This window comes from Mitsuaria sp. WAJ17 (assembly GCF_014174515.1).
Taxonomy (GTDB): Bacteria; Pseudomonadota; Gammaproteobacteria; order Burkholderiales; family Burkholderiaceae_C; genus Roseateles_B.
On record NZ_JACJUG010000037.1, the window covers coordinates 13,109 to 34,262 of the forward strand.

The following is a 21,154-nucleotide window of genomic DNA, read 5'->3' on the forward strand; positions in this document are numbered from 1 at the left end:
GAAAGGAGTTTTTTCTTTTTTATCAATAACTTAGGTGTTTGTTTTGCCCGTCCCAGCAAAGTTGGCACACCCCTTGCAATGAAGAAGGCATACGCAAGACGTTGAATGAAGTCGAGGAGAACCTCATGGTCAACACCCAGCTCTTCCACACCCTCAAGGGCGCCCTGCTGCCGGCGGCCACGGCGCGCAATGCACAGCAGGCCCCGGCCTATGCCTTCAGCCCCCGCCATCAGCTGGCGCAGCTGGCGGCCACCGGCTGCCTGAGCCGGACCTTCTATGCCAATGCCGAGGACCAGCTCGAGCAGGCGCTGGCCCTGACGCAGCAGCTGGAGCCCGCCTTCGTGGCCAAGGCCGCGATCTATGGCCGCCAGTCCGGCCACATGAAGGACATGCCGGCGCTGCTGGCCGCGAGCCTGGCCCAGCGTGACGTGGCCCTGCTGAGCCAGGTGTTCTCCCGCGTGGTGGACAACGGCAAGATGCTGCGCAACTTCGTGCAGATCCTGCGCAGCGGTGCCGTGGGTCGCAAGTCCCTGGGCTCGCGGCCCAAGAAGCTGGTGCAGCACTGGTTGCTGACCGCCACCGAGAAGCAGCTGCTGAACGCCGCCGTGGGCAACACGCCTTCGCTGGCAGACGTGGTGAAGATGGTGCATCCCAAGCCCGCCGAGGCCTGGCGTGCGGCCTGGTTCGCGTGGCTGATCGGCCGCCCCTTCGACGAAGCGGCGTTGCCGCCTCTCACCCGGGCCTTCGAGCGCTTCAAGCGCGATAGCGCCCAGGGCGTGCTGGCCGAGCTGCCGGAGGTTCCGTTCCAGATGCTGACCGCGCTGCCGCTGACCGCCGCCCAATGGGCGCAGATCGCGTGCCAGGGCTCGTGGCAGATGGTGCGGCAGAACCTGAACACCTTCGCCCGGCACGGCGTGTTCGAGCTGCCCGGCATGGCCGAGGCCGTGGCCGCCAAGCTGAGCGACGCGCAGGCCGTGGCCAAGGCAAAGGTGATGCCCTACCAGCTGCTTTCGGCCTTCAAGGCGGCGGGCGAGACGGTGCCGGCGCCGGTGCGCGAGGCGCTGCAGGACGCGATGGAGCTGTCGCTGGCGAATGTGCCGGCGCTGGCCGGCCGTGTGGTGGTGTGCCCCGATGTGTCGGGTTCGATGAGCTCGTCCGTCACCGGCCATCGCGGCTCGGCGACGTCGACCGTGCGCTGCATCGACGTGGCCGCCCTGGTGGCCGCTGCCGTGCTGCGCAAAAACCGGCAGGCCCGGGTGCTGCCCTTCGAGCAGGGTGTGGTGAAGCTGTCGCTGAACGCTCGCGATTCGGTGATGAGCAATGCACAGGCGCTGGCTCGGATCGGCGGTGGCGGGACGAACTGCAGCGCACCGCTGGCCCTGCTCAACCAGGAGCGCGCCGCGGTCGATGTGGTGATCCTGGTCTCGGACAACGAGTCCTGGGTCGATGCCACACGCCACGGTGCGACGCAGACCCTGCGCGAGTGGGAGGTGCTCAAGCAGCGCAACCCCCAGGCGCGCCTGGTGTGCATCGACATCCAGCCGACAGCGAGCACGCAGGCCGCGGAGCGGCGCGACATCCTGAATGTCGGCGGCTTCTCGGACGCGGTGTTCACGATGGTGGCCCGCTTTATCGCCGGCACCATGGACGCCGATCACTGGGTCGGCGAAATGGAAAAGGTGCCGCTGGCCGCGCAGTAAGGCCACGGCCCTCAACGTTGGAAGGTGTCCCGGGCGAATGCCTGTAGGAGTACAGCGCCCCTTGGCCGCGCGGGCCCGCAAGCCCGCAACGGAGAACCCGTAGGCCGCTCTTGCAACTCTTGTCGCCCGGGGCACTGACCGATCAACACGACACGCGTCGTCGCGTGGCGAATGCCGGTGGGACTACATCCAAAAACGAGTCTCACCCACTGTTCGTCGCCACGCGGGGACCGTCAGTTTCAGCGCGAATGCAGGCAGGACTACATCCGGTACGCCGGGGGTGCAAGTCCCCAGCTGGGCAACCAGTGGCAGTGTCTTGCTGCCCTTGTCGCGCCTTTTTGTTTGAGATGCCCTGCGGCGAATGCAGGTGGAACTACAGCCTTCTCAGCTCGTGGTCGCGGGTTCGAGTCCCGCCGGTCCCGTATCAGGGGGACCGTAGCTCAGCGGTAGAGCACGACGTTTCACCGTCCCTTGTCGCCACAAGGCATCGCCTTTTGATTTCGGGCGCGCTGGCACTGAAGGGAGCGCCACTGCCAAAAATGTTAGTCATGCCGGCAGCCTGGGTAAGACCAGGTGCAGCAGGAAAGCGGGTCGGCGAGCACGGTTGAGGATGCAGGTGCAGGCCCCGATGACGGGTCTGTCACTGGCGCGCGTTTCCAATCGCCCAATCGCCCAATCGCCCACTCGGCCATCGGCCATCGGCCTCGAAACCATGGTTGCTGCATTGATGCGGGTTCGAATCCCGTCGCGTCCACCAAAAGACAATGAACGAAATAGACCAGAGGAAGTCATGAACTACAAGATCGAACAGCCCGAGGGGGGCGTCCCCATCAAGATGTGGACCAACGGCGTCCCCGTCGAGCCCGAGGCCATGCAGCAGCTGAGCAATGCCGCCAAGCTGCCCATCGTCTTCAAGCACGTCGCCGCCATGCCCGATGTCCACCTGGGCATCGGCGCCACGGTGGGCTCGGTGATCCCGACGCTCAAGGCCATCATCCCGGCGGCCGTGGGCGTGGACATCGGCTGCGGCATGATGGCCGCCAAGACCACGCTGCGCGCCGAGGACCTGCCGGACAATCTGGGCCCGCTGCGCTCGGCCATCGAGCGTGCCGTGCCGCACGGCCTGACCCCGAAGCACCGCGGCCGCGACGCCGGCAGCTGGGAGAACCCGCCCACCCTGGTGGACCAGGCCTGGGCCACGCTGGTGGACGAGTTCGAGGCGCTGTGCGAGCTGCACCCGCGCCTGAGGAACACCAACAACCACAAGCACCTGGGCACGCTGGGCACGGGCAACCACTTCATCGAGGTCTGTCTCGATGAGGCCGGCTTCGTGTGGTTCATGCTGCACTCGGGCTCGCGTGGCGTGGGCAATGCCATCGGCACCCACTTCATCGAGCTGGCCAAGAAGGACGCCGAGCGCCACCAGCGCAACCTGCCGGACCAGGACCTGGCCTATTTCGAGGAAGGCGCCCAGTACTTCGGCGACTACGTGCGCGGCGTGTCCTGGGCCCAGAAGTTCGCGATGAAGAACCGCGAGGTGATGATGGCCCACCTGATCACCACGGTGCGCTCGGTCATCACCAAACCCTTCGAGGCCCATGTCGAGGCCGTGAACTGCCACCACAACTACGTGCAGCAGGAGCGCCACTTCGGCCAGGACGTGTTCATCACCCGCAAGGGCGCGGTGAGTGCCAAGCGCGGTGAGATGGGCATCATCCCCGGCAGCATGGGCGCCCGCAGCTTCATCGTGCGCGGCCTGGGCAATCCGGAGAGCTTCGAGAGCTGCAGCCACGGCGCGGGCCGCGTCATGAGCCGCACCAAGGCTAAGAAGCTGTTCACCGTGGCGGACCAGGTCAAGGCGACCGAGGGCGTGGAATGCCGCAAGGATGCCAACGTCATCGACGAGATCCCCATGGCCTACAAGGACATCGACGCCGTCATGGCCGCGCAGAGCGACCTGGTGGAAGTGGTGCACACGCTGAAGCAGGTGGTGTGCGTGAAGGGGTGAGCGGACGGTGCTTCGTGCATGCGCTCGCCGGACAAGAGAAACAGAGGAGAGAGTGCATGAAGGAGGAAGCGGTGCTCAGCGCGCATCCGGTGTCGGAGACGATGCGCGCTACCGTGCTGGAGCAGCTGGCCGCGCTGGAGCGGCGGCATGAAGTGAAGGTGCTTTTCGCCTGCGAATCCGGCAGCCGCGGCTGGGGCTTCGCCTCGCCGGACAGCGACTACGACGTCCGTTTCATCTACGTCCATCGCCTGCCCTGGTACCTCAGCGTGGCGCCGGGCCGCGATGTGATCGAGCATCCCATCAGCGGGGATCTGGACATCAACGGCTGGGACCTTCGCAAGACGCTGCAGCTGCTGCGGGACTCCAATCCGACGCTGCTGGAGTGGCTGCGTTCGCCCGTCGTCTACCGGCAGGAAGTGGGCTGGGTCACGCGGCTGCGCCGGCTCGCGGAGGAGGGCTTTTCGCCGGTGCGGGGCTATCACCACTATGTGTCGATGGCCCGGAAGAACCTGCGCGAGCATCTCTACGGCGAGCAGGTTCGCTACAAGAAGTATCTCTATGTGATCAGGCCGCTGCTGGCCGCGCGATGGATACGCGAGGGGCGCGGCGTGCCGCCGATGCGCTTTGCCGAACTGGCCAGCCAGACGCTCACGGACAGCCGGGTGCTGGACGCGCTCAATGCGCTGCTGGCGATCAAGATGCGCGCCGGAGAGTCCGCGACGAGCCCGCGTTGGGTGGTGCTGCACGACTTCATCGAAGCCGAGCTGGCTCATGCGCTGAGCCACCTGCCCGAGCAGGGGCTTCGGGCCGATGGCTGGCCGCTGGACCAGTACCTGCAGGAGGCCGTCCTGCACTTCGACAGTCCGGACTGGAACGATGCCTGAGTGGCGTCAGAATGACAAGAAGAGAGAAGAACATGATTGAAATCGACGGCTCCACCGGCGAGGGCGGTGGACAGATCCTGCGAACCTCCCTGGCCCTGTCCATGTGCACGGGCCAGCCTTTTGCACTGACGCGGATTCGCGCGGGCCGCCCCAAGCCCGGCCTGATGCGCCAGCACCTGACCTGCGTGAATGCGGCGGCCGCGGTGTGCGGTGCGCAGGTGCTGGGCGCCGAGCTCAGCTCGCAGACCCTGCACTTCACGCCGGGCCCTGTGCGTGCGGGCGACTACGCCTTCAACGTCGGCACGGCGGGCAGCTGCACCCTGGTGCTGCAGACCGTCTGGCCGGCGCTGATGATGGCCGAGGCACCCAGCCGCGTGAAGCTGGGCGGTGGCACGCACAACCCCATGGCGCCGCCCTTCCACTTCCTGGATCGAAGCTACGCGCCCCTGCTGCGCCGCCTGGGCGCGGAGGCCGAGCTCGTGCTGCGCCGCATGGGTTTCTACCCCGCCGGCGGGGGCGAGATCGAGGCCGTCCTCTGGCCGGCGCGAGACCTGCTCCAGCCCTTCGACCTGAACGAGCGCGGCGCCCTGCGTGAGGCCCACGCCGAGTGCTTCGCGCCCGCCCTGCCGCGCTCCGTCGCGCGCCGCGAGCTGCAGCAGCTCGGTGCGGGCCTGGGCTGGCATGAGGCGCAGCTGCGCGAGGCAGCCACGCGGCAGAACGAAGGGCCGGGCAACGCGCTGCTTGCGACGCTCGTGCACGAGCACGTCACCGAGGTCTTCACCGCCTTCGGCGAGAAAGGCGTGAGCGCCGAGCAGGTCGCGCAGGCGGTGGTGGGCGAGGTGCGGGCCTACCAGGCCAGCGAGGCCGCCCTCGGCCCACACCTGACGGACCAATGGGCCCTGCCGCTGGCCCTGGCGCTGTGGCAGCGGGGCGGCAAGGCCTCCTTCACCTGCACCGAGCTGACGCCCCATGCGAGGACCAACTTCGAGGTCATCGAGCGCTTCCTGCCGGTGCGGTTCTCCGCAACGCCTTTCGGACACGAGGGCAGCGCCTGGCAGGTCCGGGCTCTGGCGCTCTAGCGAGGGAGGGCGGTCCTCAGTTCCTCTCTGCCATCGCCCCGCCATCTACATCCCACACTGCCCCCGTCACCCAGTCCGCCTTGTCGGCTTCCGCGGCTGGGCGAGCGGGCTGGAGGCCGCCGGCGTGCGCACCCGCCTGTCGCGCGGCCCCTTGCGCATCAATGATTCGGCTGCCGTACTGCAGGCCGTGGCGGAGGGCCATGGCATTGCGATGGCCCGCAGCGTGATGGCCAGCGACGGCCTGGCGGCAGGGCGGCTGGTCCGGCTCTTCTCGGCGGTCGAGTGCCGCTCGCGGCTGTCCTACTACATGGGGTCTACCGCGCCGAATGAGCCGGCCAGCTGCTGGAGGAGGCAGCCCGGCCGCTCGCTTGCGGGTCCGCCTTGGCGCGGGGGCTCAGCCCAGCTCGGCCAGGGCCACCGCCAGCATCTCGCTGATCGGTACCGGGCCGAAGCCGAACTCCCGGCGTGCCAGGTCCTGGAAGGCCGGCTCGGCGAGCTTGTCCCGCCAGCGCGCCCGCACGGCCGGGTCTGCCAGCCAGGCCTGCAGCACGGCCAGGAAGCCGGGCTCATCTTCCAGGAAGGCGTGCATGCTGCAGCTCGGCCCCCACCAGTTCCAGTAGGCAGACTGGACGAAATGCTGGCTGGACCGGATGTCATCGGACGCCACCCACCAGTCCAGCAGCGGCTGGACGGGCAGGCCGGCCAGATGCGTCATGGCCAGCACATCCAGCGGATCGTCCTCCGGCTTGGCCGATCGCGCCTGCCATTCATTGGGGCCGACCAGATTCTTGAAGTACGCCAGGGTGAATCGATGCAGGAGATCCAGCGCCGTCGCGTCAAGCATGCTCTCCTGACACTGCCTCAGATCATCCAACGTGAGTTCGAGCGCGATGTGCGGCACCGCGCCTCGCGCCAGCAGGTCGAGGATGCGGGGCAGGAAGTACAGGAATTCCTCGCTCGAATGACCATCGAGCGAGGGGTCCATAAAGTACGAGTAGAAGAGCCTGGCGCTCACTTCGCGCAGCGGCAGCGGGCACATCAGGGCCTCGAACTCGTGGTCCCGCCAAGGCCCGCCATGGTTGCGCAACCGCTCCGGACGGGGCAGGGCGCCAAAGACCTGGTAGGCCTGTTCCGCGGCCTCGGCCATGGCTTGCTGGTACGGATTCAGGGGATGGGGCGAGCGAGTGAGTGAGTCAGGCATGTGAGGGCAGGCGGTGCGCTGCGCGATTGTCCACGCGCCGGCCGCGGTGTGCGGTGCGCAGATGCTAGGCGCCGAGCTGACGCCACCTGCGGGTGCGCCATCAATGTGATCGAGCACTTCAAGCAGTTGCGCTTCTCGACGGAGGCTGCGGGGCAGGCCTGGAGGGTGGGGGGGCCGGCACCTGCAGTGAGGCGCTGCCCCCGTCCTCCCCGGGCCCAGGGGCTTCAGGATCCGCGGGTCGGCCAGGGCCCCGGAACGTGACGGCCCCACGGTCGGTTCAGTGGCTCACTGAGAGCTCGCCCTCGACCCGCCTGCACAGCTCATGCACGCTGCCCACCCCCAGGGCGCGATAGATCTTGCGGATGTGATCCACCACTGTGCTGTGGGCCACGCCCTGGAGCTGGGCGATGCCCGCCGGGCCATGCCCCTGGCACAGCGCCGCGCAGACCTGCAGCTGGCCCGCGGTGAGGGGGAGCTGGCGCAGGGCGCGATGCAGGGCCACGGCATGAGGTTCCAGGCGCCTCAGAGTGACGAGGGTGGTGGGGCAGCCCGGGCAGTCCCTCGCCCCCTGCAGGGCACGGGCCTCGGCGATGAAGCGGCCGTGGGCATTGATCAGGGTCAGCGAGCGGCCTCGGCCGACGGGTGGCAGGTCGGATGCGAAGACGCGCCTCAGCGCGGCCTCCATCCCGGCGCGACCGTCCGCCAGCGTGTCGATGGTCAGCCCGCCGGTGGCCAGCAGCAGCAGGCGTGCCGCGCCGGCCGTGGCACTGAGCAGCTGGCCTTGGGCATCCAGCAGCAGGGTCTCCGCCTGTTCTGGCGCGGGGAGGTAGCGCGGCGCGGCGCCTGGCACGGGGCCTGCCGGGGGCGGGACGGCAGCGGCATCCCGGGGCCTGCATGGCGACATGAGGGGCTGTGACGCCATGCCTGCCTGCAGGCCTCGCGCCACCCAGGGGAGCACGGCGGCCAAGGCCTGCTCCTCGTCGGCGCTGAAGGGCGCGTCCTCGGGGCCTCGGTACAGCACCAAGCTGCCCAGCAGCTGGCCCCTGGCATCGCGCACCACGCCCTCGATGCGGCTGTGCAGGCCCTGGGGCTTCCAGATCTCTTGGTACAGGGCCGAGTTGTAGAACGCGGGCGTCATCAGCGGACGGGCGCTGCGCACGCCGCCCGGCGTCAGGGCCAGGGACTGGAAGGCCGGCATGCAGTCCGCCTCGCGACGGTTGTGGAAGTGCTCGAAGTAGTGCTGCGCAATGCCATCGTCCACCGGGCCTTCGACGTAATAGTGCAACAGGCGGCCTTGGGCGTCCGTGTGGTCGAAGAGGTTGCGGGCACTGGGGATGACCTCGTGCAAGGCCTCCAACAGGGCGGGAATGAAGTCCCCCGGCGCCAGCCCCGCGCCCAGCAGGGCCGGAAGCTGGGCCAGGCGTCGCTTGGAGACGTTATGGCTGCGCAGCATGGGCGTCATGGTGAAGCGGCTGTCAATCAACAGCATCCCACAAGCTGATGACGCCGGCTCGACAACTTCGTGCCTTGAACCAGCGTTTGCCCTCAACCCATGGGGCGCCGGCCGGTCGCAGACCCAGCATATTGGAGACGTCCACTTACAGGGAGAACGTGATGTCTCTGACTCTTGAATCAGCCAGCTTTGACAAGGTCGAACTGGGCGTCAGCGGCGCCCGAACCGATGACGGCCGGGCCCTGTCCATCCTGTTCACCGGCCTGGAAGCCGCCAGCCAGCCGGACGACCAGGACGCCACTCCCCAGGCCGTGCGTGCCGATGGCCGGGTGCGTTGCCGCGGAACGGGCTGGGTCAGCGTGCAGGTGCGTGGGGGCAGCCAGATCGGCGGCCCCCGCGGGCTGGCGCACGTGATGGTCTGGGCCAATGGCCGTCGCATTGCCTTGATGCCGGACTCGCCCGAGGAGCCGCTGGCCGGAGCAACCACAGCCCGCATCGGAGCGGACGGCGAGCTGCGCCTGTCCCTGACCCTGCTGGCCCAGCGTGATTTGGCCGAGGCCAGCTCGGGCGCCATGTGCTGGGTGGATTCCATCGATGTGCAGGTGCTGGAGCCGATCCCGAGGTCCGCCCCGCAGCAGAGGGTGACGCCCCGTTGAACCAGGCTACGGCGGGCGAGGGCGCCGGGCCGCGTCACGCCACTATTCAGGGAGCGATACGCATGAACACCACCACAACCACAACCCTCACAACCACCCTGCGGACGACGCCAGTCCGCGCACGGTCCTGGCGCTGGCTACGACTGGGCTGCGTCACGCTGGGGGCCTCGGCCCTGGGGGCCTGCAGCAGCATTGGCCAGTACACGCGGGAAACCAATGGCTTTGACGCCGCCGGGGCGTTCCAGCTCACCGACCGCAACGTGGTCGAGCCGGTGGACCTGGGCTATCTGCTGCTGCGCTATGCCCCCGCACCAGAGTTGCGGGATGACGTGTGTTCGCAGCAGGCGGAGATGACGCCCAGATGGGCTCGTGGCGGCGTCGCGGACGACCAGCAGCTTGAAGGGGGTGAATTCGCCAGCCAGGACCGCACGCGCCTGGATCGCTCGGTCCGCTACTTCGCCTGCAGGGTGGAGCGAGCCACCGAAGACCAGCGCAGACAGGCCCGCAATGCCATGCAGGAGCGCCTGCTCGCATCGTCCGAGCAGCGCTGCTCGGCGTTCAAGATCGGCTTGCAACGCAGCTTTTCCCGCACCAACTTCGGCCTGGGTATCCTGACGACCATGGCCGGCACGGCCGGCGCGCTTGTGAGCTCGGTCGGTGCGGCTCGCAACTGGGCAGGCACCGCGGCCATCTCCAGTGGGGCACGGGCGGAATACAACCAGGACTTCTTCTCCAACCTGGCCGCGCACGTGGTGATCGAGAGCATCGACAAGCGCCGCCGGGATGTCTACCAGCAGATCCAGCATGCAGGCCAGGCCAAGGCCTACGCCGACTACCCCGTTGAAGCGGCCATCAAGGACGCCATGTACTACCACGGGCAGTGCTCCGTGGCCGCGGGTTTTCAGCAGGCGGCCGATGCGATCCGCCTTTTCGACGACCCCGGGCTCAACACCGGCATGAGCATGATCGCGAAGCTGAAGGCGGCCAACCAGTTGATGCTGAGTCAGGACGTGTCCGCAGACGAGCTGCTCAAGAGGAGCAAGGCCCTCATGGAGCACATGCCCAAGCTGGCGGGATCGCAGCTCAGCGGGGGCAAGCCGTCTGGCGATCCAGCGGCGCTGCCCATGCTCAACCTGGCTCTTGCAAGCCTGGCCGCCGCCGTGGACGAGATGAAGGGCACGGTCCAGCAGTTCAGGGAACGAAGGCCCGCCTCGGCCCCCGGCGAGGATGAGATGGGAATCAAGGCCGTCGATTTCAGCGCCACCGGCCTGCCCGCCGCACTGCCCGCGGCATGCCGCCAGGCCGCGGCGATGCTGGTTGCTAGCGAGCAGTCCAGTGCTGCCGCGGCCCTTGTCGAACCTGATGCCGGCAAGCGCAGCGGCCTGCTGGGCGATGCAGCCAAGGCCGGTCGGCAGTCCCAGCTGATCGCGGAACAGGCGCAGACGCTGGCATTGGCCTACAGGGCCAGGGTCGGCGACAGCATCGCCGGCTGGACAGTCAGCTATGCCAAGGCGGTGGATCCCAAGAACGCCAAGGCCAGGGATGCTGCTGCCGAGTTGAAATCCGCCCTTGGCCAGCTGCCGAATTTGGCCGGTGATGCAGGCCTGGCCTCGCTCAAGAAGCTGTGCGCCGGCAGCTGAAACGCCAGGCAGCGTGCGGGCTCAAGTGAGGGGAATCTGCGCATCCTCCCGCGTGTTCACCTCGATCACCAGCCCGCCCGGCGCCTCGCAGAAGAAGCGCGTGCCCCGCATCGCGTGGTGCAGGGTCTGGGTGAAGCGAAGGCCCTGGGCGGTGAGGCGCTCGGAGAGATCGACCACGGCCTGGCGGGTCGGCAGCTCGAAGCCGATGTGGAAGTTGTGGGGCCAGGCGATGGCGCCGAGGCCATGGAGGCGGCCGTCCTCGATGACGATGTCGAAGTCCTGGTGCTTGAGGAAGTTGACGGCGCCCATGCGGTGCACGGTGCAGCCCAGCTGCTGCTCGAAGAATCGAGTGGTGGCCTCGAGGTCGGGCGAGGGGAAGCTGAGGTGGTTCAGGGTCATGGTGGCGGGGCGCTGGCGGGTCGGGTGCGGCATGGAAGCTCCGTGCGTTGAAAGGTCCGCTCATGCTAGGGAGCAGGCCCCTGCCTCGGTACTCGCATTCACACTGCGCGGGGCAGACCGGCGGAACCCGGCGGAATCAGGTCGGTCCGGGGCCGGCCCGCATGCCCGACTCGCATTCACGGCCTTGCCCGCCCGGTGCCGCGGACGCGGCCTGATTCAGGTAGCCGAAGACCGCCGCCTCCACGCGGCGCTGCAGGTGCGCCAGATCGGTCTCCCGTCGCTCGCCCGCGCCATCCACCAGGCCGCGGATCAGGGCGGCGACATCGGCAGCGGCGAGGGCGGCGTCCGCCTGCCGCGGCAGGCCCGGGCGCTGCAGCAGCGTGCCGATCAGCTGGCCGAAGCGCCCCTTGTCCAGATGGGCTCGCAGCTCGGGCCGCCCCTCCTGCTCGTCGAGCAGCCGGGCCAGCTCGGCACGCTCTAGCTGCTGGCGTACGGACGCCCGGATCAGGTGACGCAGGGCGGCGGGGCCGTCTGGCACCTCCAGCGCGGCCATGGCATCGGCCTCGAAGCGGGCGGCCTCGCGTTCCAGCAGGGCCAGGGTCAGGGCGTCCTTGGACGGAAAGTACTGGTACAGCGAACCGATACCTACGCCCGCGCGCTCGGCCACTGCATTGGTGTTGAAACCCTCCAGCCCCTGCGTCTCCAGGACCTGAGCCGCGGCCTCCAGGAGGCTGGCAACGGTCAGCTGCGAACGGCGCTGGCGCGGGGACTTGCGAGGAAGCAGGGGCGGTGTGGAGCTCATGAGGGCAGCGGAAAAAGGGGCCGTTCGCAGTCTAGAGCGAGCTGGCGCTGCACAGCCCTGCGTGGCCGCCCTGATGCCAGCGCTTGCCTAAGGCAGGGACCGCGCAGCCTGCGCAGTGGTTCGCTGTGGGAACCCCGCACCCTGGCATCCCCCTAGGTTGGCGCGCACTCCGGGCCAGGCCTCCCTAGGTCGTGGGCTGCTTCGCGGCGGGCGACTCCTAGAGTTTGAAGGCCAAGCCGCGCGTCCTGTGCGGCCGCCTTTGCCCCTCATCAAGGGAGTCCCACCATGAACATAGACAAGCAACGCGGTTCGGAAAAGCTGCTGGCCGCCTGGAAGGCCCGCCAGTTGACCGAGGAGTCCGTGCGCGAGATCGCACAGGCGATGGACAAGTCGCCGGCCCGCATCGAGGAAGCCACGGTCTACGGCGGCGCCAACGCCACTGGCATGCGGCTCTCGCTCAGCTACGCGGGTGATGACGTGCCCATGTGCGGCAACGACTTGCTGTTCTGGCTCAAGTGGCACCGTATGCATGGCGGCGAGGTCAAGCCGCCGCGCATCCTGATCGATGGCACGCCCTGGCCGGACCTGATCCGCATGCAGCTGGACTTCGGCCATGTGGTGCAGCCCGGCAATGTGTTGGAAGGCGGCATCTCGCATCTCGGCCTGCGCGGAGCCGTGGGTGGCTGAGGGCTTTGCCTCCTGGACAGCACCGGGCGCCATCGTGCGCCCGGTGCTGCAGCAGGGCTGTGCCGGGCCCACGGGCGTGGCGCCCATCATCCAGCTGCATCCCACACGCCTGTGCAACTTGGCCTGTGCGCACTGCTACACCGCGTCCGGACCGAAGGAAAGGCAGCAGCTTCCATTGGCCCTGCTGTGCGCGGTGCTCGATGACGCCGCAGCGCTGGGCTACCGGCAGCTGGCGGTGTCCGGCGGCGAGCCCCTGCTCTACGAGGATCTGCCGGGCCTGCTGCTGCATGCCCGCCGGCTCGGGCTGCTGACCAGTCTTACCAGCAATGGCCTGCTGCTGAGCCCGCGTCGCTGGGCCGCCATCGCGCCGCTGCTGGACCGGCTGGCCATCTCCGTCGATGGTCGCGAGGCCACGCACGATGCGCTGCGCGGCCAGCCCGGTGCGCTGGCCCGCACTCTGCACCTGCTGGCGCAGCCCCGCGCCACGGGCACGCCCTTCGGCTTCATCTTCACGCTGACCCAGCACAACGTCGATGAACTGGAGGACGTCGTGGGGTTGGCCGCCGCGCACGGCGCGCAGAGCGTGCAGGTGCATCCGCTGACGCTGCACGGGCGCGCCCGGGACACGCTGCTGGGCGCGCGGCCCGACGGTCAGGAGCTGCTGGCCGCCATCGTTGAGGCCCAGCGGCTGGCGCAGGCGCTGCAGACGCGCAGCGGTGTGCGGGTGCAGGTGGACGCTCTGAGCCAGGACCAGATCCGCGCCCATCGCGATCGCCTGGTGCCTGCCTGGCCGGCGTCCGCGCTGACGACCCTGGCACCTGTGCTGGTGCTGCAGTCGGATGGGCAGGTGCTGCCGCTGACGCACGAGCTGCCGCCTGCGCTGTGGCTGGGCTCGGTGCATGAGATGACGCTCAAGGCTCTGACGGCGCGCTGGCTGCACAGCAGTGCCAGCCGGCGCCTGGTGGAGGCCCTGGAGCGTACCTGGCAGGCGCTGGCCGAGGGCATGGCGCCAGCGGCCTACTGGTATGACGAGGTCGCGGCGCGCGCGCGGCCGGCCGACCCGCCCTTGACCGTGTCGGTGTCCGTCCCCGTGCCGCTGCTGCCCTCCAGAGGCCTGGCCGCGCGAGGGCCGGTCCTCGCACAAGGTGCGCGACAGTAGGCTGAGGCGCCGGAACGAGGCCCGCGTCGGCGCGGTGCTCAGCCCTCGCCGGGCCCGCGATGCCGGTACACCAGACCCTGCCCACCCCGGAATGGGATGCGCCGCTCCAGTCGCGCGCCCAGGCGATGGGCCACGGCCATGGAGGCATTGTTGCCTTCGGCCACCACGCTGACGGCGGTGCGCCAGCCGAAGTGGCCGTAGGCTGCCGCCAGGGCGCCTCGGGCCGCCTCGGTCGCGTAGCCATGCCCCTGGGCCTCGGGCAGCAGGGCCCAGGTGATCTCGGGTTCCACCCAGCCCTCGGGGTTCCATAGGCCGCTCAGACCGATGAAGGTACCGTCACGCTGGCGTTCCAGCGCCCAGGGGCCATAGCCGCGCAGGGCCCAATGGCCCAGGTAGGCCGCGAACTTGCGCCAGGCCTCCTCGCGCGAGCAGGGGCCGCCATAGGTGGCAGAGACCGGGCTCGCGAAGAAGCGGGCCAGGCCGTCGAAGTCCGCCTCGCGGAAAGGGCGCAGCCACAGGCGCTCGGTCTCGAAGCGCGGAATCTGCAGTCCGCCCAGGGGCGCGAGCGTCATGCGCCGGTCTCGGATGCCGGGGGCGCCGAAGCCCCATGGGCCGAGACGGTGATCCCGTACAGCGCCAGCAGCCCCAGCACGTGGCCGATGGCCACGCCGTGCTCGCCGGCCTCGATGCGGCCGATGGTCTGCACATGCACGCCCAGCCGCGCCGCCGCAGCGGCCTGGCCTTCGCCTGCCTGCAGCCGTGCCTGACGTGCGGCCGCGCCCAGGGCCTGGATTGCCTGGAGGGCGCTGGGGTGGATATCGACGGAGATGCGTTTGCCTTGTGCCATGGCCGGATTGTGGCCGCAGTGGCCACAATCGGGCCTGTGCTAGCCGGATCGTCGCCATGCGCCATGCGCCATGCGCCAGAACGTCGGACCGCGTCGGACCGCGTTACGCCCTGCGCACCAGACGCGGGACAATCCCCCGCATGCATCTGCCCACCGCCCCCGCCCCTGACGACGACCCCATGCCCCAGCCGCCGCAGCCGCCCGCTCTGGAGGACTGCTGCGGCAATGGCTGCGCCCCCTGCATCTTCGACACCCACGACCTGGCCATGGACGCCTACCGCCAGGCCCTGCGCGCCTGGCAGGCACGCCATCCTCAGGCTTGACGCGTCCTGTGAAGATTAGAGAGGGCTCTCACTCCGCCTGTCCGGGGTGACCTGAATCAAGTCAGCGCCGCCGCCCCCGCGAAGAATGGGCCGCATCCAGTTCTTCACAGGGAGCATTTCAATGAAAGCCTATTTCCTCGGCAGCGGCATCGGTTCGCTGGCCGGCGCCGCCTTCATGATCCGCGACGCCGGCGTGCCCGGCACGGACATCACCATTTACGAAAGCCAGCCCATCAGCGGCGGCAGCCTGGATGCGGCCTGGCGTCCCGAGCAGGGCTACAGCCTGCGCGGCGGCCGCATGCTCACCACGGACCATTACGAGTGCCTGTGGGACCTGATGAGGTCCATTCCCTCCCTGGACCAGCCCGAGCTCTCGGTCTACGAGGAGACCGTGCGCTTCAACGAGCAGAACCCCGCCCATTCCCGAGCCCGCCTGGTGGACCGCCGCCGCCACAAGCTGGACGTCTCGCACATGGGCTTCAGCAACGCTGACCGACTGGAGCTGCTGCGCCTCACCGAAGCCAGCGAGGAAGCCCTGGGCACCAGCAAGATCAGCGACTGGCTCTCCCCGGCCTTCTTTGACACCAACTTCTGGTGGATGTGGCAGACCACCTTCGCCTTCCAGCCCTGGCACAGCGCGGTGGAGTTCAAGCGCTACCTGCACCGCTTCATGAACGAGTTCCCGCGCATCGAGACCCTGGGCGGCGTCAAGCGCACGGTCTACAACCAGTACGACTCCCTGGTGCGGCCGCTGGAGGCCTGGCTGCTGCAGCGTGGCGTGAACTTCGTGCACGGCACGACCGCGACAGACGTGGCCCTGGACGAGGAGGGCGGCCAGACCGCCGCGCGCAGCCTCACCCTGCGTGACGCCCAGGGCGAGCGCACCGTGGTCCTGGCGCCCGAGGACCTGGTTTTCGTGCAGAACGCCTCCATGACCGATGCCTCCAGCGTGGGCAGCATGAGCGCGCCCGCCCCGCGCCTCACCAAGGCCGACAGCCAGGGCTGGGCCCTGTGGGAAAAGCTGGCCGAGGGCCGCCCGCAGTTCGGCAATCCGGCCGCCTTCAACAGCCGGCTGACGGAGTCCTACTGGTTGTCCTTCACCGTCACCTGCGCGCAGCCGGCCTTTTTCGACCACATGGAGGCCTTCACCGGCAACCGCGCCGGCACCGGCGGCCTGGTGACCTTCAAGGACTCGGCCTGGCAGATGTCCGTGGTGCTCTACCACCAGCCGCACTTCCGCGGCCAGCCCGAGGGCCTGCAGGTGTTCTGGGGCTATGCCCTGCAGCCGGACCGCATCGGCGACTTCGTGGCCAAGCCCATGAGCGAGTGCAGCGGCGCCGAGATCCTGCAGGAGCTGCGCGGCCACCTGAACCTCGACCCCGAGGTGCTGGACCGGGCCGTGTGCATCCCCTGCCGCATGCCCTACATCACCAGCATGTTCATGCCCCGCGCCCATGCGGATCGGCCGCTGCCGATGCCGCCGGGCTCGCGCAACATGGCCTTCGTCAGCCAGTTCGTCGAGATCGCTGACGATGTGGTCTTCACTGTCGAGTACTCGGTGCGGGCCGCGCAGATGGCCGTCTACCAGCTACTGGGCGTGCCGCGCCCGGTACCGCCGATCACGCGGCATGACCGTTCGCTGAAGGTGCTGATGGACTCGCTGGTGAAGTCCTTGCGCTGAGCCTGTGCGGGCAGCCGGCTAGGCCGTGCGCGCGGCCTCCTCGCGCTGCGCCAGCAGTTCCTGCAGCGCCTGGATGACCAGCTGCGGGTGCGTGATGTGCGGGCAGTGCCCGGAGTTCTCCAGCAGCTGCAGCCTGGCGTGGGGCAACTGCCGCTGCAAGTACTCGCCGACCTCGACGGGCGCGAAGGCGTCATGCGTGCTCTGCAGGACCAGGCAGGGGTGGCGAACCTCTGCCAGGCGAGCCCGACAGTCCACATAGAAGGCCAGCCGGGCGAATCGCGCGGCGATCAGGGGATCGAGTGCGTGCAGGCCGCGGCCAAAGTCCTCGATGTAGTGGGTCGGGTTGTCTTCCCCGATGGCCACGGGCGCGAGGAAGGCGGCCCAGGCCGGGTAGTCCGCATCCATTTGCGCCAGCAGGCCGGCCATCTGCCGGCGCTGGAAGCCGCCGCGGTAGCCGGGGCCGTCGATGAAGTGCGGCGAGGCGTTGAGCAGCACCATTCGGGCAAAGCGCTGCGGCTGGAGCAGGCTGGCCAGCAGCCCGATGACACCGCCGATGGAGTGGCCCACGTAGACCACGTCATGGAGCTGCTGATCCTCAAGGAGGTCCAGCAGGTCTTGCGCATAGCCGTCCAGCGAGCTGTGGCGCTGGCCGCAATGGGCCAGGCGGTCGGAGCGGCCGAAGCCGACGTGATCGAAGAGCAGCACGCGGTGCGATCCCGCGAAGGCCTCGGCCACGGAAGTCCAGGCGGACTGGTCCGAGCCGAAGCCATGGCCGAACACCAGCGTGGGCTCACCCTGGCCCAGCAGCCGAAGGTGGTTGCGAGAAGGATCGACCATGCCAGGCTCCCTGACTGCCTGGACCCCGCTGTGGCAGGGCCCCTGTCGCAACCAGCTTAAAGGCAGGCCGCGCGCAGGGGCAAGCCCCGTCAATCTGGGGCGCAGGGTCGAGCACAGGCGGCCTGCCGGGCCGCTCAGCAGATGGTGCCTTCGCTCACATGCAGGTCCTCGGCCGTCTGCAGGGCGGTCAGCAGGGCCAGGCGCAGGCCGCTGACCATGCTCTGCAGCGCCATCGACGCGGCATGCGGGTGATGCGCCGCCTGCTCGGGCAGGTAGGGGACGTGCATGAAGCCGGCTTGGCGCAGCCAGGGGCGCTGCTGCGCCAGGTGCATCAGGCCGTAGAAGACGTGATTGCAGACGAAGTTGCCGGCGCAGTAGGAGACCTCGGCCGGCAGACCCGCGCCGCGCAGGGCCTGGGTCATGGCCTTGACCGGCAGGGTCGTGAAGTAGGCGGTGGGGCCGGCCACCTGGACCGGGCGGTCGATGGGCTGCGCGCCGGCGTTGTCGGGGATGCGAGCGTCGTCCAGGTTGATGGCCACGCGCTCCAGGCTCAGGGCGCTGCGCCCTCCCGCCTGTCCGCAGCAGAGCACCAGCCGAGGGCGCAGACGATCCACATGGGCCTCCAGGGCGGCCAGCGCCACGTCGAACACGCAGGGCAGCACCACGGCTTCCACGCGGCTGCCAGGTGCGATCAGCTCGCCCTGCAACTGCAGCACCAACTGGGCGGAGGGGTTGACGGACTCGCCGCCGAAAGGCTCGAAGCCGGTGATGAGGATGCGATCGGGCGTGCTCATGAAGGGCGGGGGGGGGGCTCAGACGATCAGGTACAGCAGCAGGGTCTGCAGGGCCAGCAGCAGCAGGGCCGTCGGCAGCTGTGCCTTGATCACGGCATGGCGGTCCTGCAGGTTCAGAAGGGCGGCGGGCACGATGTTGAAGTTGGCTGCCATGGGCGTCATCAGGGTACCGCAATAGCCGCAGAGCATGCCGATGGACAGCACGGCCGCCGGATTGGCGCCCCGGCCCTGGATCAGGAAGGGCAGGGCCACGCCCGCGGCCATCACCGGAAAGGCGGCGAAAGCATTGCCCATGACCATGGTGAAGGCCGCCATGCCCAGGGTGTAGACGGCCACCACCGCGGCCTTGCTGTCCGGGCGCAGCAGGGAACGGGCCAGGGTCTCGACCGCCTGGCCCGTGTGGCTGGCCAGGAAGACGCCGCCCAGCATGGCCAGCATCAGGGGCAGCAGCAGGGGCCAGCCGATGGACTCGATCAGACCCTGCGAGGCCTGCAGCGCCTGCCGCGGCGAGTCGCCCGTCACGCGCCAGGCCAGCAGCAAGGCGCTGAGGCAGGCCAGGGTCAGGGCCGCGAGGGTCAGGTGTTGCGGGGCCATCAGACTCCACTGCGCGGTGCGCAGCAGGGGGCCGAGCAGCACGCCCGCCACCGTCAGTACGGGGATGGCCAGCACCGGCAGGAAGAGGCGGTGGCCCAGCAGGGCGGCGCGCTGCCGGCGCCGCTGCTGGTCCTTGGGCGAGGGCGGCGAGCCCGGGCCGGCGCTGTAGCCCATGCCCGCGATCAGCCCCAGGGTCAGCACCAACAGGCCGATCAGGCGGTGGGTGAGGGGCTTGCCCAGCGAGCCCAGCATCAGGTCGCCCACCAGGAAGGGCAGACCGAACAGGGCCCAGAACAGGCCGCGCCAGAGGCGTCGCGGGCTGCCGGCCTCGCGCCAGCAGCCCAGGGCCGTGGCCAGCAGGACCACGCCGACCAGGGGCAGGATCAGGCCGGAGTCGATGAGTACGAAGGGGCTGCTCATGCGGCCTCCCAGGTGCTCGGCTCAGCGGGCAGGGCGGCGGCGATCTGCGCATCCAGCCGCGACAGCCGCGACAGGTGCACCACCGCCGCGCACAGCGCCGTGGGAATGGCCCACAGGCCGATCACCAGGGGCTCGGCCACCGGGATGCCGCTTTGCTGCATGAAGCTGTGGATCAGCAGCACCGCGCCAAAGGCGATGAAGATGTCCTCGCCGAAGAAGAGGGCCACGTTGTCGCAGGCGGCGGCGTGGGCCAGGATGCGCTCGCGCAGGGCCGGCGGCAGCGGGCCGTGGCGCTGCACGGCCAGGCCTTCTGCCATGGGTGCCAGCAGGGGGCGCACGGTCTGGGCCGGCCCGCCCAGGCTGGTCAGGCCCAGCGCAGCGGTGCCCTGGCGCAGCAGGTAGTAAAGCATCAGCAGCCGGCCGGTGCTGGCGCCGCGCAGCCGGCCCACCCAGGCCTGGGCATGCTCGCGCAGGCCGTGGCGTTCTACCAGGGCCACCACCGGCAGCAGCAGTACGACCAGCGCCAGCGAGCGGCTGGCCATGAACTTCTCGCCGAACAGCTCCAACAGGGCCAGGGGTTCGACTCCGGCGCACAGCCCGGTCACCGCACCGGCCACCAGCACCACCAGCAGGGCGTTGAAGCGCAGGGCGAAGCCCACGACGATGAGGGGAATGCCGATCAGGGGCAGAAACTGGGCGAGGTTCATGGGGGTCAGGTCTTGACGAGCAATGCGCGGGGGTCAGGCGGGGGCACGCACGGACAGGCCGGCGGCGCGCAGGGATTCATTCAGGGCACGCACCAGGGGCAGCGCGGCCAGGCCGTCGCCATGCACGCAGAGGGTGTCTATGCGCAGTTGCAGGGGGCTGCCGTCCTGCGCCGGGATGGGGGCGCCCCGGGCCAGTGCCAGGCCTTGCGCGACGCCGTCCTCCAGCACTGCCAGCACGGCGCCCGGCTCGCCGCGCGGCAGCAGGGTGCCGGCCGCGGTGTAGCGGCGGTCGGCGAAGCCTTCCTCGCGCACCGGCAGGCCGGCCTGGCGCGCGGATTGCGCCAGCGGGCTGCGCGCCAGGGCGACCAGGGCCAGGCCAGGTGCTTCGCGCGGCAGCAGCTCCAGCAGCAGCTCGATCAGTCGCGGATCCTGGGCGGCCTGGTTGTAGAGCGCGCCGTGTGGCTTCACATGACGCGGCGTCGCACCTTCGCGCTGCGCGGCCTGCTGGAAGTCCTGCAGCTGGCGCGCCAGCGCGCCGCGCAGCGAGGTCAGCAGCGCCGGGGCCACGGTCTGCGGCCGGCGGCCGAAATGCGCCGGGTCTGCATAGCTGGGATGGGCGCCCACCGCCACGCCATGCTCAAGGGCGCGGGCGACGGAGGCCCGCATGCTGGCGGCATCGCCGGTGTGGCCGCCGCAGGCGATGTTGGCGGAGCTGATCCAGGGCAGGATCTGCGCCTCGTCGGCGCAACCCTCGCCGAGGTCGGCATTGAGATCCAGTGCGGCGGGTTCAGGGCTTTCCAGCATGCCGGGATTGTCGATGCCCATGGCTTCAGAGATCCTGCAGAGCTTGGCATTGACAGCGCAACGCATCCCGTGTGTGCGACCGGGCGGCGCAAGCCTGGGCCTCGTCCGCGGGCAGGAAGCGCAGGCTCTGGCCCGGGCCGCACTGGGCGAGCCGCGGCAGGTCGGCCTCGATGACCACGGCCAGGCGCGGGTAGCCGCCGGTGGCCTGGGCGTCGGCCATCAGTACGATGGGCTGGCCGTCCGGCGGCACCTGCACCACGCCGGGGAGCACGGCATGGGAGGGCAGTTCGGCCAGTTGGTCGGGGCGATCGGGGCGGCGCAGCGCGGGTCCGTCGAGCCGGCTGCCCATGCGGTTGCTGCGAGCGCCCATGCGCCAGCCGTTCTGCCAGAACGCCGCCATGGCCTCGGGGTGGAACAGCGCGGCCTCGGGGCCGGGCAGCACGCGCAGCACCACCGTGGCGGGCGCCGTGAAGGCCGGC

The 21,154-nt window shown here is 69.4% G+C and carries 21 protein-coding genes and 2 pseudogenes; 11 read left to right on the forward strand and 12 right to left on the reverse strand.

The features are described 5' to 3' along the window. Nucleotides 1–125 precede the first annotated feature (125 nt). The 5 genes and pseudogenes from H5407_RS21140 to H5407_RS24510 form a co-directional block, all read left to right on the forward strand. Complete coding sequence (locus tag H5407_RS21140) at nucleotides 126–1,700, forward strand: RNA-binding protein (RefSeq protein ID WP_183106484.1); 1,575 nt, start codon at nucleotides 126–128, stop codon at nucleotides 1,698–1,700. Between the two features lie 790 nt (nucleotides 1,701–2,490). Further along, nucleotides 2,491–3,708: an RtcB family protein gene (locus tag H5407_RS21145; RefSeq protein WP_183106485.1), complete on the forward strand. Its 1,218-nt coding sequence runs from the start codon at nucleotides 2,491–2,493 to the stop codon at nucleotides 3,706–3,708. A 56-nt stretch (nucleotides 3,709–3,764) separates the two neighbouring features. Beyond that, on the forward strand, nucleotides 3,765–4,592 hold the full coding sequence (locus tag H5407_RS21150) for a nucleotidyltransferase domain-containing protein (protein WP_183106486.1): 828 nt from the start codon (nucleotides 3,765–3,767) through the stop codon (nucleotides 4,590–4,592). A gap of 32 nt (nucleotides 4,593–4,624) precedes the next feature. Next, complete coding sequence (gene rtcA / locus H5407_RS21155; protein WP_183106487.1) at nucleotides 4,625–5,671, forward strand: RNA 3'-terminal phosphate cyclase; 1,047 nt, start codon at nucleotides 4,625–4,627, stop codon at nucleotides 5,669–5,671. Continuing rightward, nucleotides 5,562–5,942: pseudogene (locus H5407_RS24510) on the forward strand (LysR substrate-binding domain-containing protein); the annotation flags it as partial. The gene rtcA and the pseudogene H5407_RS24510, both read left to right, overlap by 110 nt. A gap of 123 nt (nucleotides 5,943–6,065) precedes the next feature. Here the strand turns inward: H5407_RS24510 and H5407_RS24515 are convergent. Beyond that, nucleotides 6,066–6,818, reverse strand: coding sequence for a hypothetical protein (locus tag H5407_RS24515; protein ID WP_255501379.1), 753 nt, complete (start codon nucleotides 6,816–6,818; stop codon nucleotides 6,066–6,068). A gap of 331 nt (nucleotides 6,819–7,149) precedes the next feature. Beyond that, a complete protein-coding gene (locus H5407_RS21165) occupies nucleotides 7,150–8,361 on the reverse strand; it encodes a hypothetical protein (protein WP_183106489.1) in 1,212 nt (403 codons plus the stop codon). Between the two features lie 125 nt (nucleotides 8,362–8,486). Between H5407_RS21165 and H5407_RS21170 the strand changes: the two genes are divergently transcribed. Both H5407_RS21170 and H5407_RS21175 read left to right on the forward strand, forming a co-directional pair. Next, the gene (locus tag H5407_RS21170; protein ID WP_183106490.1) at nucleotides 8,487–8,981 is read left to right on the forward strand and encodes a hypothetical protein; all 495 of its coding nucleotides are present in this window, start codon (nucleotides 8,487–8,489) and stop codon (nucleotides 8,979–8,981) included. Nucleotides 8,982–9,043: 62 nt separating this feature from the next. Beyond that, entirely contained in the window at nucleotides 9,044–10,621 is a 1,578-nt protein-coding gene (locus H5407_RS21175; RefSeq protein WP_183106491.1) for a hypothetical protein, read from the forward strand. A gap of 21 nt (nucleotides 10,622–10,642) precedes the next feature. Here H5407_RS21175 and H5407_RS21180 read toward each other — a convergent pair whose 3' ends face one another. Both H5407_RS21180 and H5407_RS21185 read right to left on the reverse strand, forming a co-directional pair. Continuing rightward, the gene (locus H5407_RS21180) at nucleotides 10,643–11,053 is read right to left on the reverse strand and encodes a VOC family protein (protein ID WP_255501376.1); all 411 of its coding nucleotides are present in this window, start codon (nucleotides 11,051–11,053) and stop codon (nucleotides 10,643–10,645) included. A gap of 103 nt (nucleotides 11,054–11,156) precedes the next feature. After that, nucleotides 11,157–11,822, reverse strand: a complete 666-nt coding sequence (locus H5407_RS21185; protein WP_183106492.1) for a TetR/AcrR family transcriptional regulator — start codon at nucleotides 11,820–11,822, stop codon at nucleotides 11,157–11,159. Nucleotides 11,823–12,107: 285 nt separating this feature from the next. Between H5407_RS21185 and H5407_RS21190 the strand changes: the two genes are divergently transcribed. Both H5407_RS21190 and H5407_RS21195 read left to right on the forward strand, forming a co-directional pair. Then, nucleotides 12,108–12,509, forward strand: coding sequence for a hypothetical protein (locus H5407_RS21190; protein ID WP_183106493.1), 402 nt, complete (start codon nucleotides 12,108–12,110; stop codon nucleotides 12,507–12,509). Further along, nucleotides 12,502–13,668: a radical SAM protein gene (locus tag H5407_RS21195; RefSeq protein WP_183106494.1), complete on the forward strand. Its 1,167-nt coding sequence runs from the start codon at nucleotides 12,502–12,504 to the stop codon at nucleotides 13,666–13,668. The genes H5407_RS21190 and H5407_RS21195 overlap by 8 nt, the downstream gene beginning before the upstream one ends. A 38-nt stretch (nucleotides 13,669–13,706) precedes the next feature. Here the strand turns inward: H5407_RS21195 and H5407_RS21200 are convergent, their stop codons facing one another. Continuing rightward, complete coding sequence (locus tag H5407_RS21200; RefSeq protein ID WP_183106495.1) at nucleotides 13,707–14,240, reverse strand: GNAT family N-acetyltransferase; 534 nt, start codon at nucleotides 14,238–14,240, stop codon at nucleotides 13,707–13,709. Then, complete coding sequence (locus H5407_RS21205; protein WP_183106496.1) at nucleotides 14,237–14,515, reverse strand: helix-turn-helix transcriptional regulator; 279 nt, start codon at nucleotides 14,513–14,515, stop codon at nucleotides 14,237–14,239. Before H5407_RS21205 ends, H5407_RS21200 begins: the two co-directional genes overlap by 4 nt. Before the next feature lie 140 nt (nucleotides 14,516–14,655). On the opposite strand from H5407_RS21205, the gene H5407_RS21210 reads away from it, so the two are divergent. Both H5407_RS21210 and H5407_RS21215 read left to right on the forward strand, forming a co-directional pair. After that, entirely contained in the window at nucleotides 14,656–14,838 is a 183-nt protein-coding gene (locus tag H5407_RS21210) for an oxidoreductase-like domain-containing protein (RefSeq protein WP_255501378.1), read from the forward strand. Between the two features lie 121 nt (nucleotides 14,839–14,959). Next, nucleotides 14,960–16,519, forward strand: a complete 1,560-nt coding sequence (locus H5407_RS21215) for an oleate hydratase (protein ID WP_183106497.1) — start codon at nucleotides 14,960–14,962, stop codon at nucleotides 16,517–16,519. An 18-nt stretch (nucleotides 16,520–16,537) separates the two neighbouring features. Here the strand turns inward: H5407_RS21215 and H5407_RS21220 are convergent, their stop codons facing one another. From H5407_RS21220 to H5407_RS21245, 6 genes and pseudogenes are all read right to left on the reverse strand, one after another. After that, entirely contained in the window at nucleotides 16,538–17,356 is an 819-nt protein-coding gene (locus tag H5407_RS21220) for an alpha/beta fold hydrolase (RefSeq protein WP_183106498.1), read from the reverse strand. Nucleotides 17,357–17,490: 134 nt separating this feature from the next. Next, the gene (pcp, locus tag H5407_RS21225) at nucleotides 17,491–18,150 is read right to left on the reverse strand and encodes a pyroglutamyl-peptidase I (protein ID WP_183106499.1); all 660 of its coding nucleotides are present in this window, start codon (nucleotides 18,148–18,150) and stop codon (nucleotides 17,491–17,493) included. 18 nt (nucleotides 18,151–18,168) lie between these two features. Further along, entirely contained in the window at nucleotides 18,169–19,164 is a 996-nt protein-coding gene (locus H5407_RS21230) for a 5-oxoproline transporter, DUF979 family subunit (protein WP_183106500.1), read from the reverse strand. Then, entirely contained in the window at nucleotides 19,161–19,871 is a 711-nt protein-coding gene (locus tag H5407_RS21235) for a DUF969 domain-containing protein (protein WP_183106501.1), read from the reverse strand. Before H5407_RS21235 ends, H5407_RS21230 begins: the two co-directional genes overlap by 4 nt. Before the next feature lie 33 nt (nucleotides 19,872–19,904). Beyond that, a complete protein-coding gene (locus H5407_RS21240; protein WP_220800736.1) occupies nucleotides 19,905–20,696 on the reverse strand; it encodes a LamB/YcsF family protein in 792 nt (263 codons plus the stop codon). Nucleotides 20,697–20,700: 4 nt separating this feature from the next. After that, a pseudogene (locus H5407_RS21245) lies at nucleotides 20,701–21,154 on the reverse strand (allophanate hydrolase); the annotation flags it as partial.

What these genes read in the sequence shown, in the direction of transcription:
- H5407_RS21175 (WP_183106491.1), top strand. Translation starts at nt 9,044, where the DNA reads ATGAACACCACCACAACCACAACCCTCACAACCACCCTGCGGACGACG.
- H5407_RS21240 (WP_220800736.1), bottom strand. Translation starts at nt 20,696, where the DNA reads ATGGGCATCGACAATCCCGGCATGCTGGAAAGCCCTGAACCCGCCGCA.
- H5407_RS21170 (WP_183106490.1), top strand. Translation starts at nt 8,487, where the DNA reads ATGTCTCTGACTCTTGAATCAGCCAGCTTTGACAAGGTCGAACTGGGC.
- H5407_RS21190 (WP_183106493.1), top strand. Translation starts at nt 12,108, where the DNA reads ATGAACATAGACAAGCAACGCGGTTCGGAAAAGCTGCTGGCCGCCTGG.
- H5407_RS21165 (WP_183106489.1), bottom strand. Translation starts at nt 8,361, where the DNA reads ATGCTGTTGATTGACAGCCGCTTCACCATGACGCCCATGCTGCGCAGC.
- H5407_RS21210 (WP_255501378.1), top strand. Translation starts at nt 14,656, where the DNA reads ATGCATCTGCCCACCGCCCCCGCCCCTGACGACGACCCCATGCCCCAG.
- H5407_RS21180 (WP_255501376.1), bottom strand. Translation starts at nt 11,053, where the DNA reads ATGCCGCACCCGACCCGCCAGCGCCCCGCCACCATGACCCTGAACCAC.
- H5407_RS21205 (WP_183106496.1), bottom strand. Translation starts at nt 14,515, where the DNA reads ATGGCACAAGGCAAACGCATCTCCGTCGATATCCACCCCAGCGCCCTC.
- rtcA (WP_183106487.1), top strand. Translation starts at nt 4,625, where the DNA reads ATGATTGAAATCGACGGCTCCACCGGCGAGGGCGGTGGACAGATCCTG.
- H5407_RS21150 (WP_183106486.1), top strand. Translation starts at nt 3,765, where the DNA reads ATGAAGGAGGAAGCGGTGCTCAGCGCGCATCCGGTGTCGGAGACGATG.
- H5407_RS21140 (WP_183106484.1), top strand. Translation starts at nt 126, where the DNA reads ATGGTCAACACCCAGCTCTTCCACACCCTCAAGGGCGCCCTGCTGCCG.
- H5407_RS21230 (WP_183106500.1), bottom strand. Translation starts at nt 19,164, where the DNA reads ATGAGCAGCCCCTTCGTACTCATCGACTCCGGCCTGATCCTGCCCCTG.
- H5407_RS21215 (WP_183106497.1), top strand. Translation starts at nt 14,960, where the DNA reads ATGAAAGCCTATTTCCTCGGCAGCGGCATCGGTTCGCTGGCCGGCGCC.
- H5407_RS21200 (WP_183106495.1), bottom strand. Translation starts at nt 14,240, where the DNA reads ATGACGCTCGCGCCCCTGGGCGGACTGCAGATTCCGCGCTTCGAGACC.
- H5407_RS21185 (WP_183106492.1), bottom strand. Translation starts at nt 11,822, where the DNA reads ATGAGCTCCACACCGCCCCTGCTTCCTCGCAAGTCCCCGCGCCAGCGC.
- H5407_RS21220 (WP_183106498.1), bottom strand. Translation starts at nt 17,356, where the DNA reads ATGGTCGATCCTTCTCGCAACCACCTTCGGCTGCTGGGCCAGGGTGAG.
- H5407_RS21235 (WP_183106501.1), bottom strand. Translation starts at nt 19,871, where the DNA reads ATGAACCTCGCCCAGTTTCTGCCCCTGATCGGCATTCCCCTCATCGTC.
- pcp (WP_183106499.1), bottom strand. Translation starts at nt 18,150, where the DNA reads ATGAGCACGCCCGATCGCATCCTCATCACCGGCTTCGAGCCTTTCGGC.
- H5407_RS21145 (WP_183106485.1), top strand. Translation starts at nt 2,491, where the DNA reads ATGAACTACAAGATCGAACAGCCCGAGGGGGGCGTCCCCATCAAGATG.
- H5407_RS24515 (WP_255501379.1), bottom strand. Translation starts at nt 6,818, where the DNA reads ATGGCCGAGGCCGCGGAACAGGCCTACCAGGTCTTTGGCGCCCTGCCC.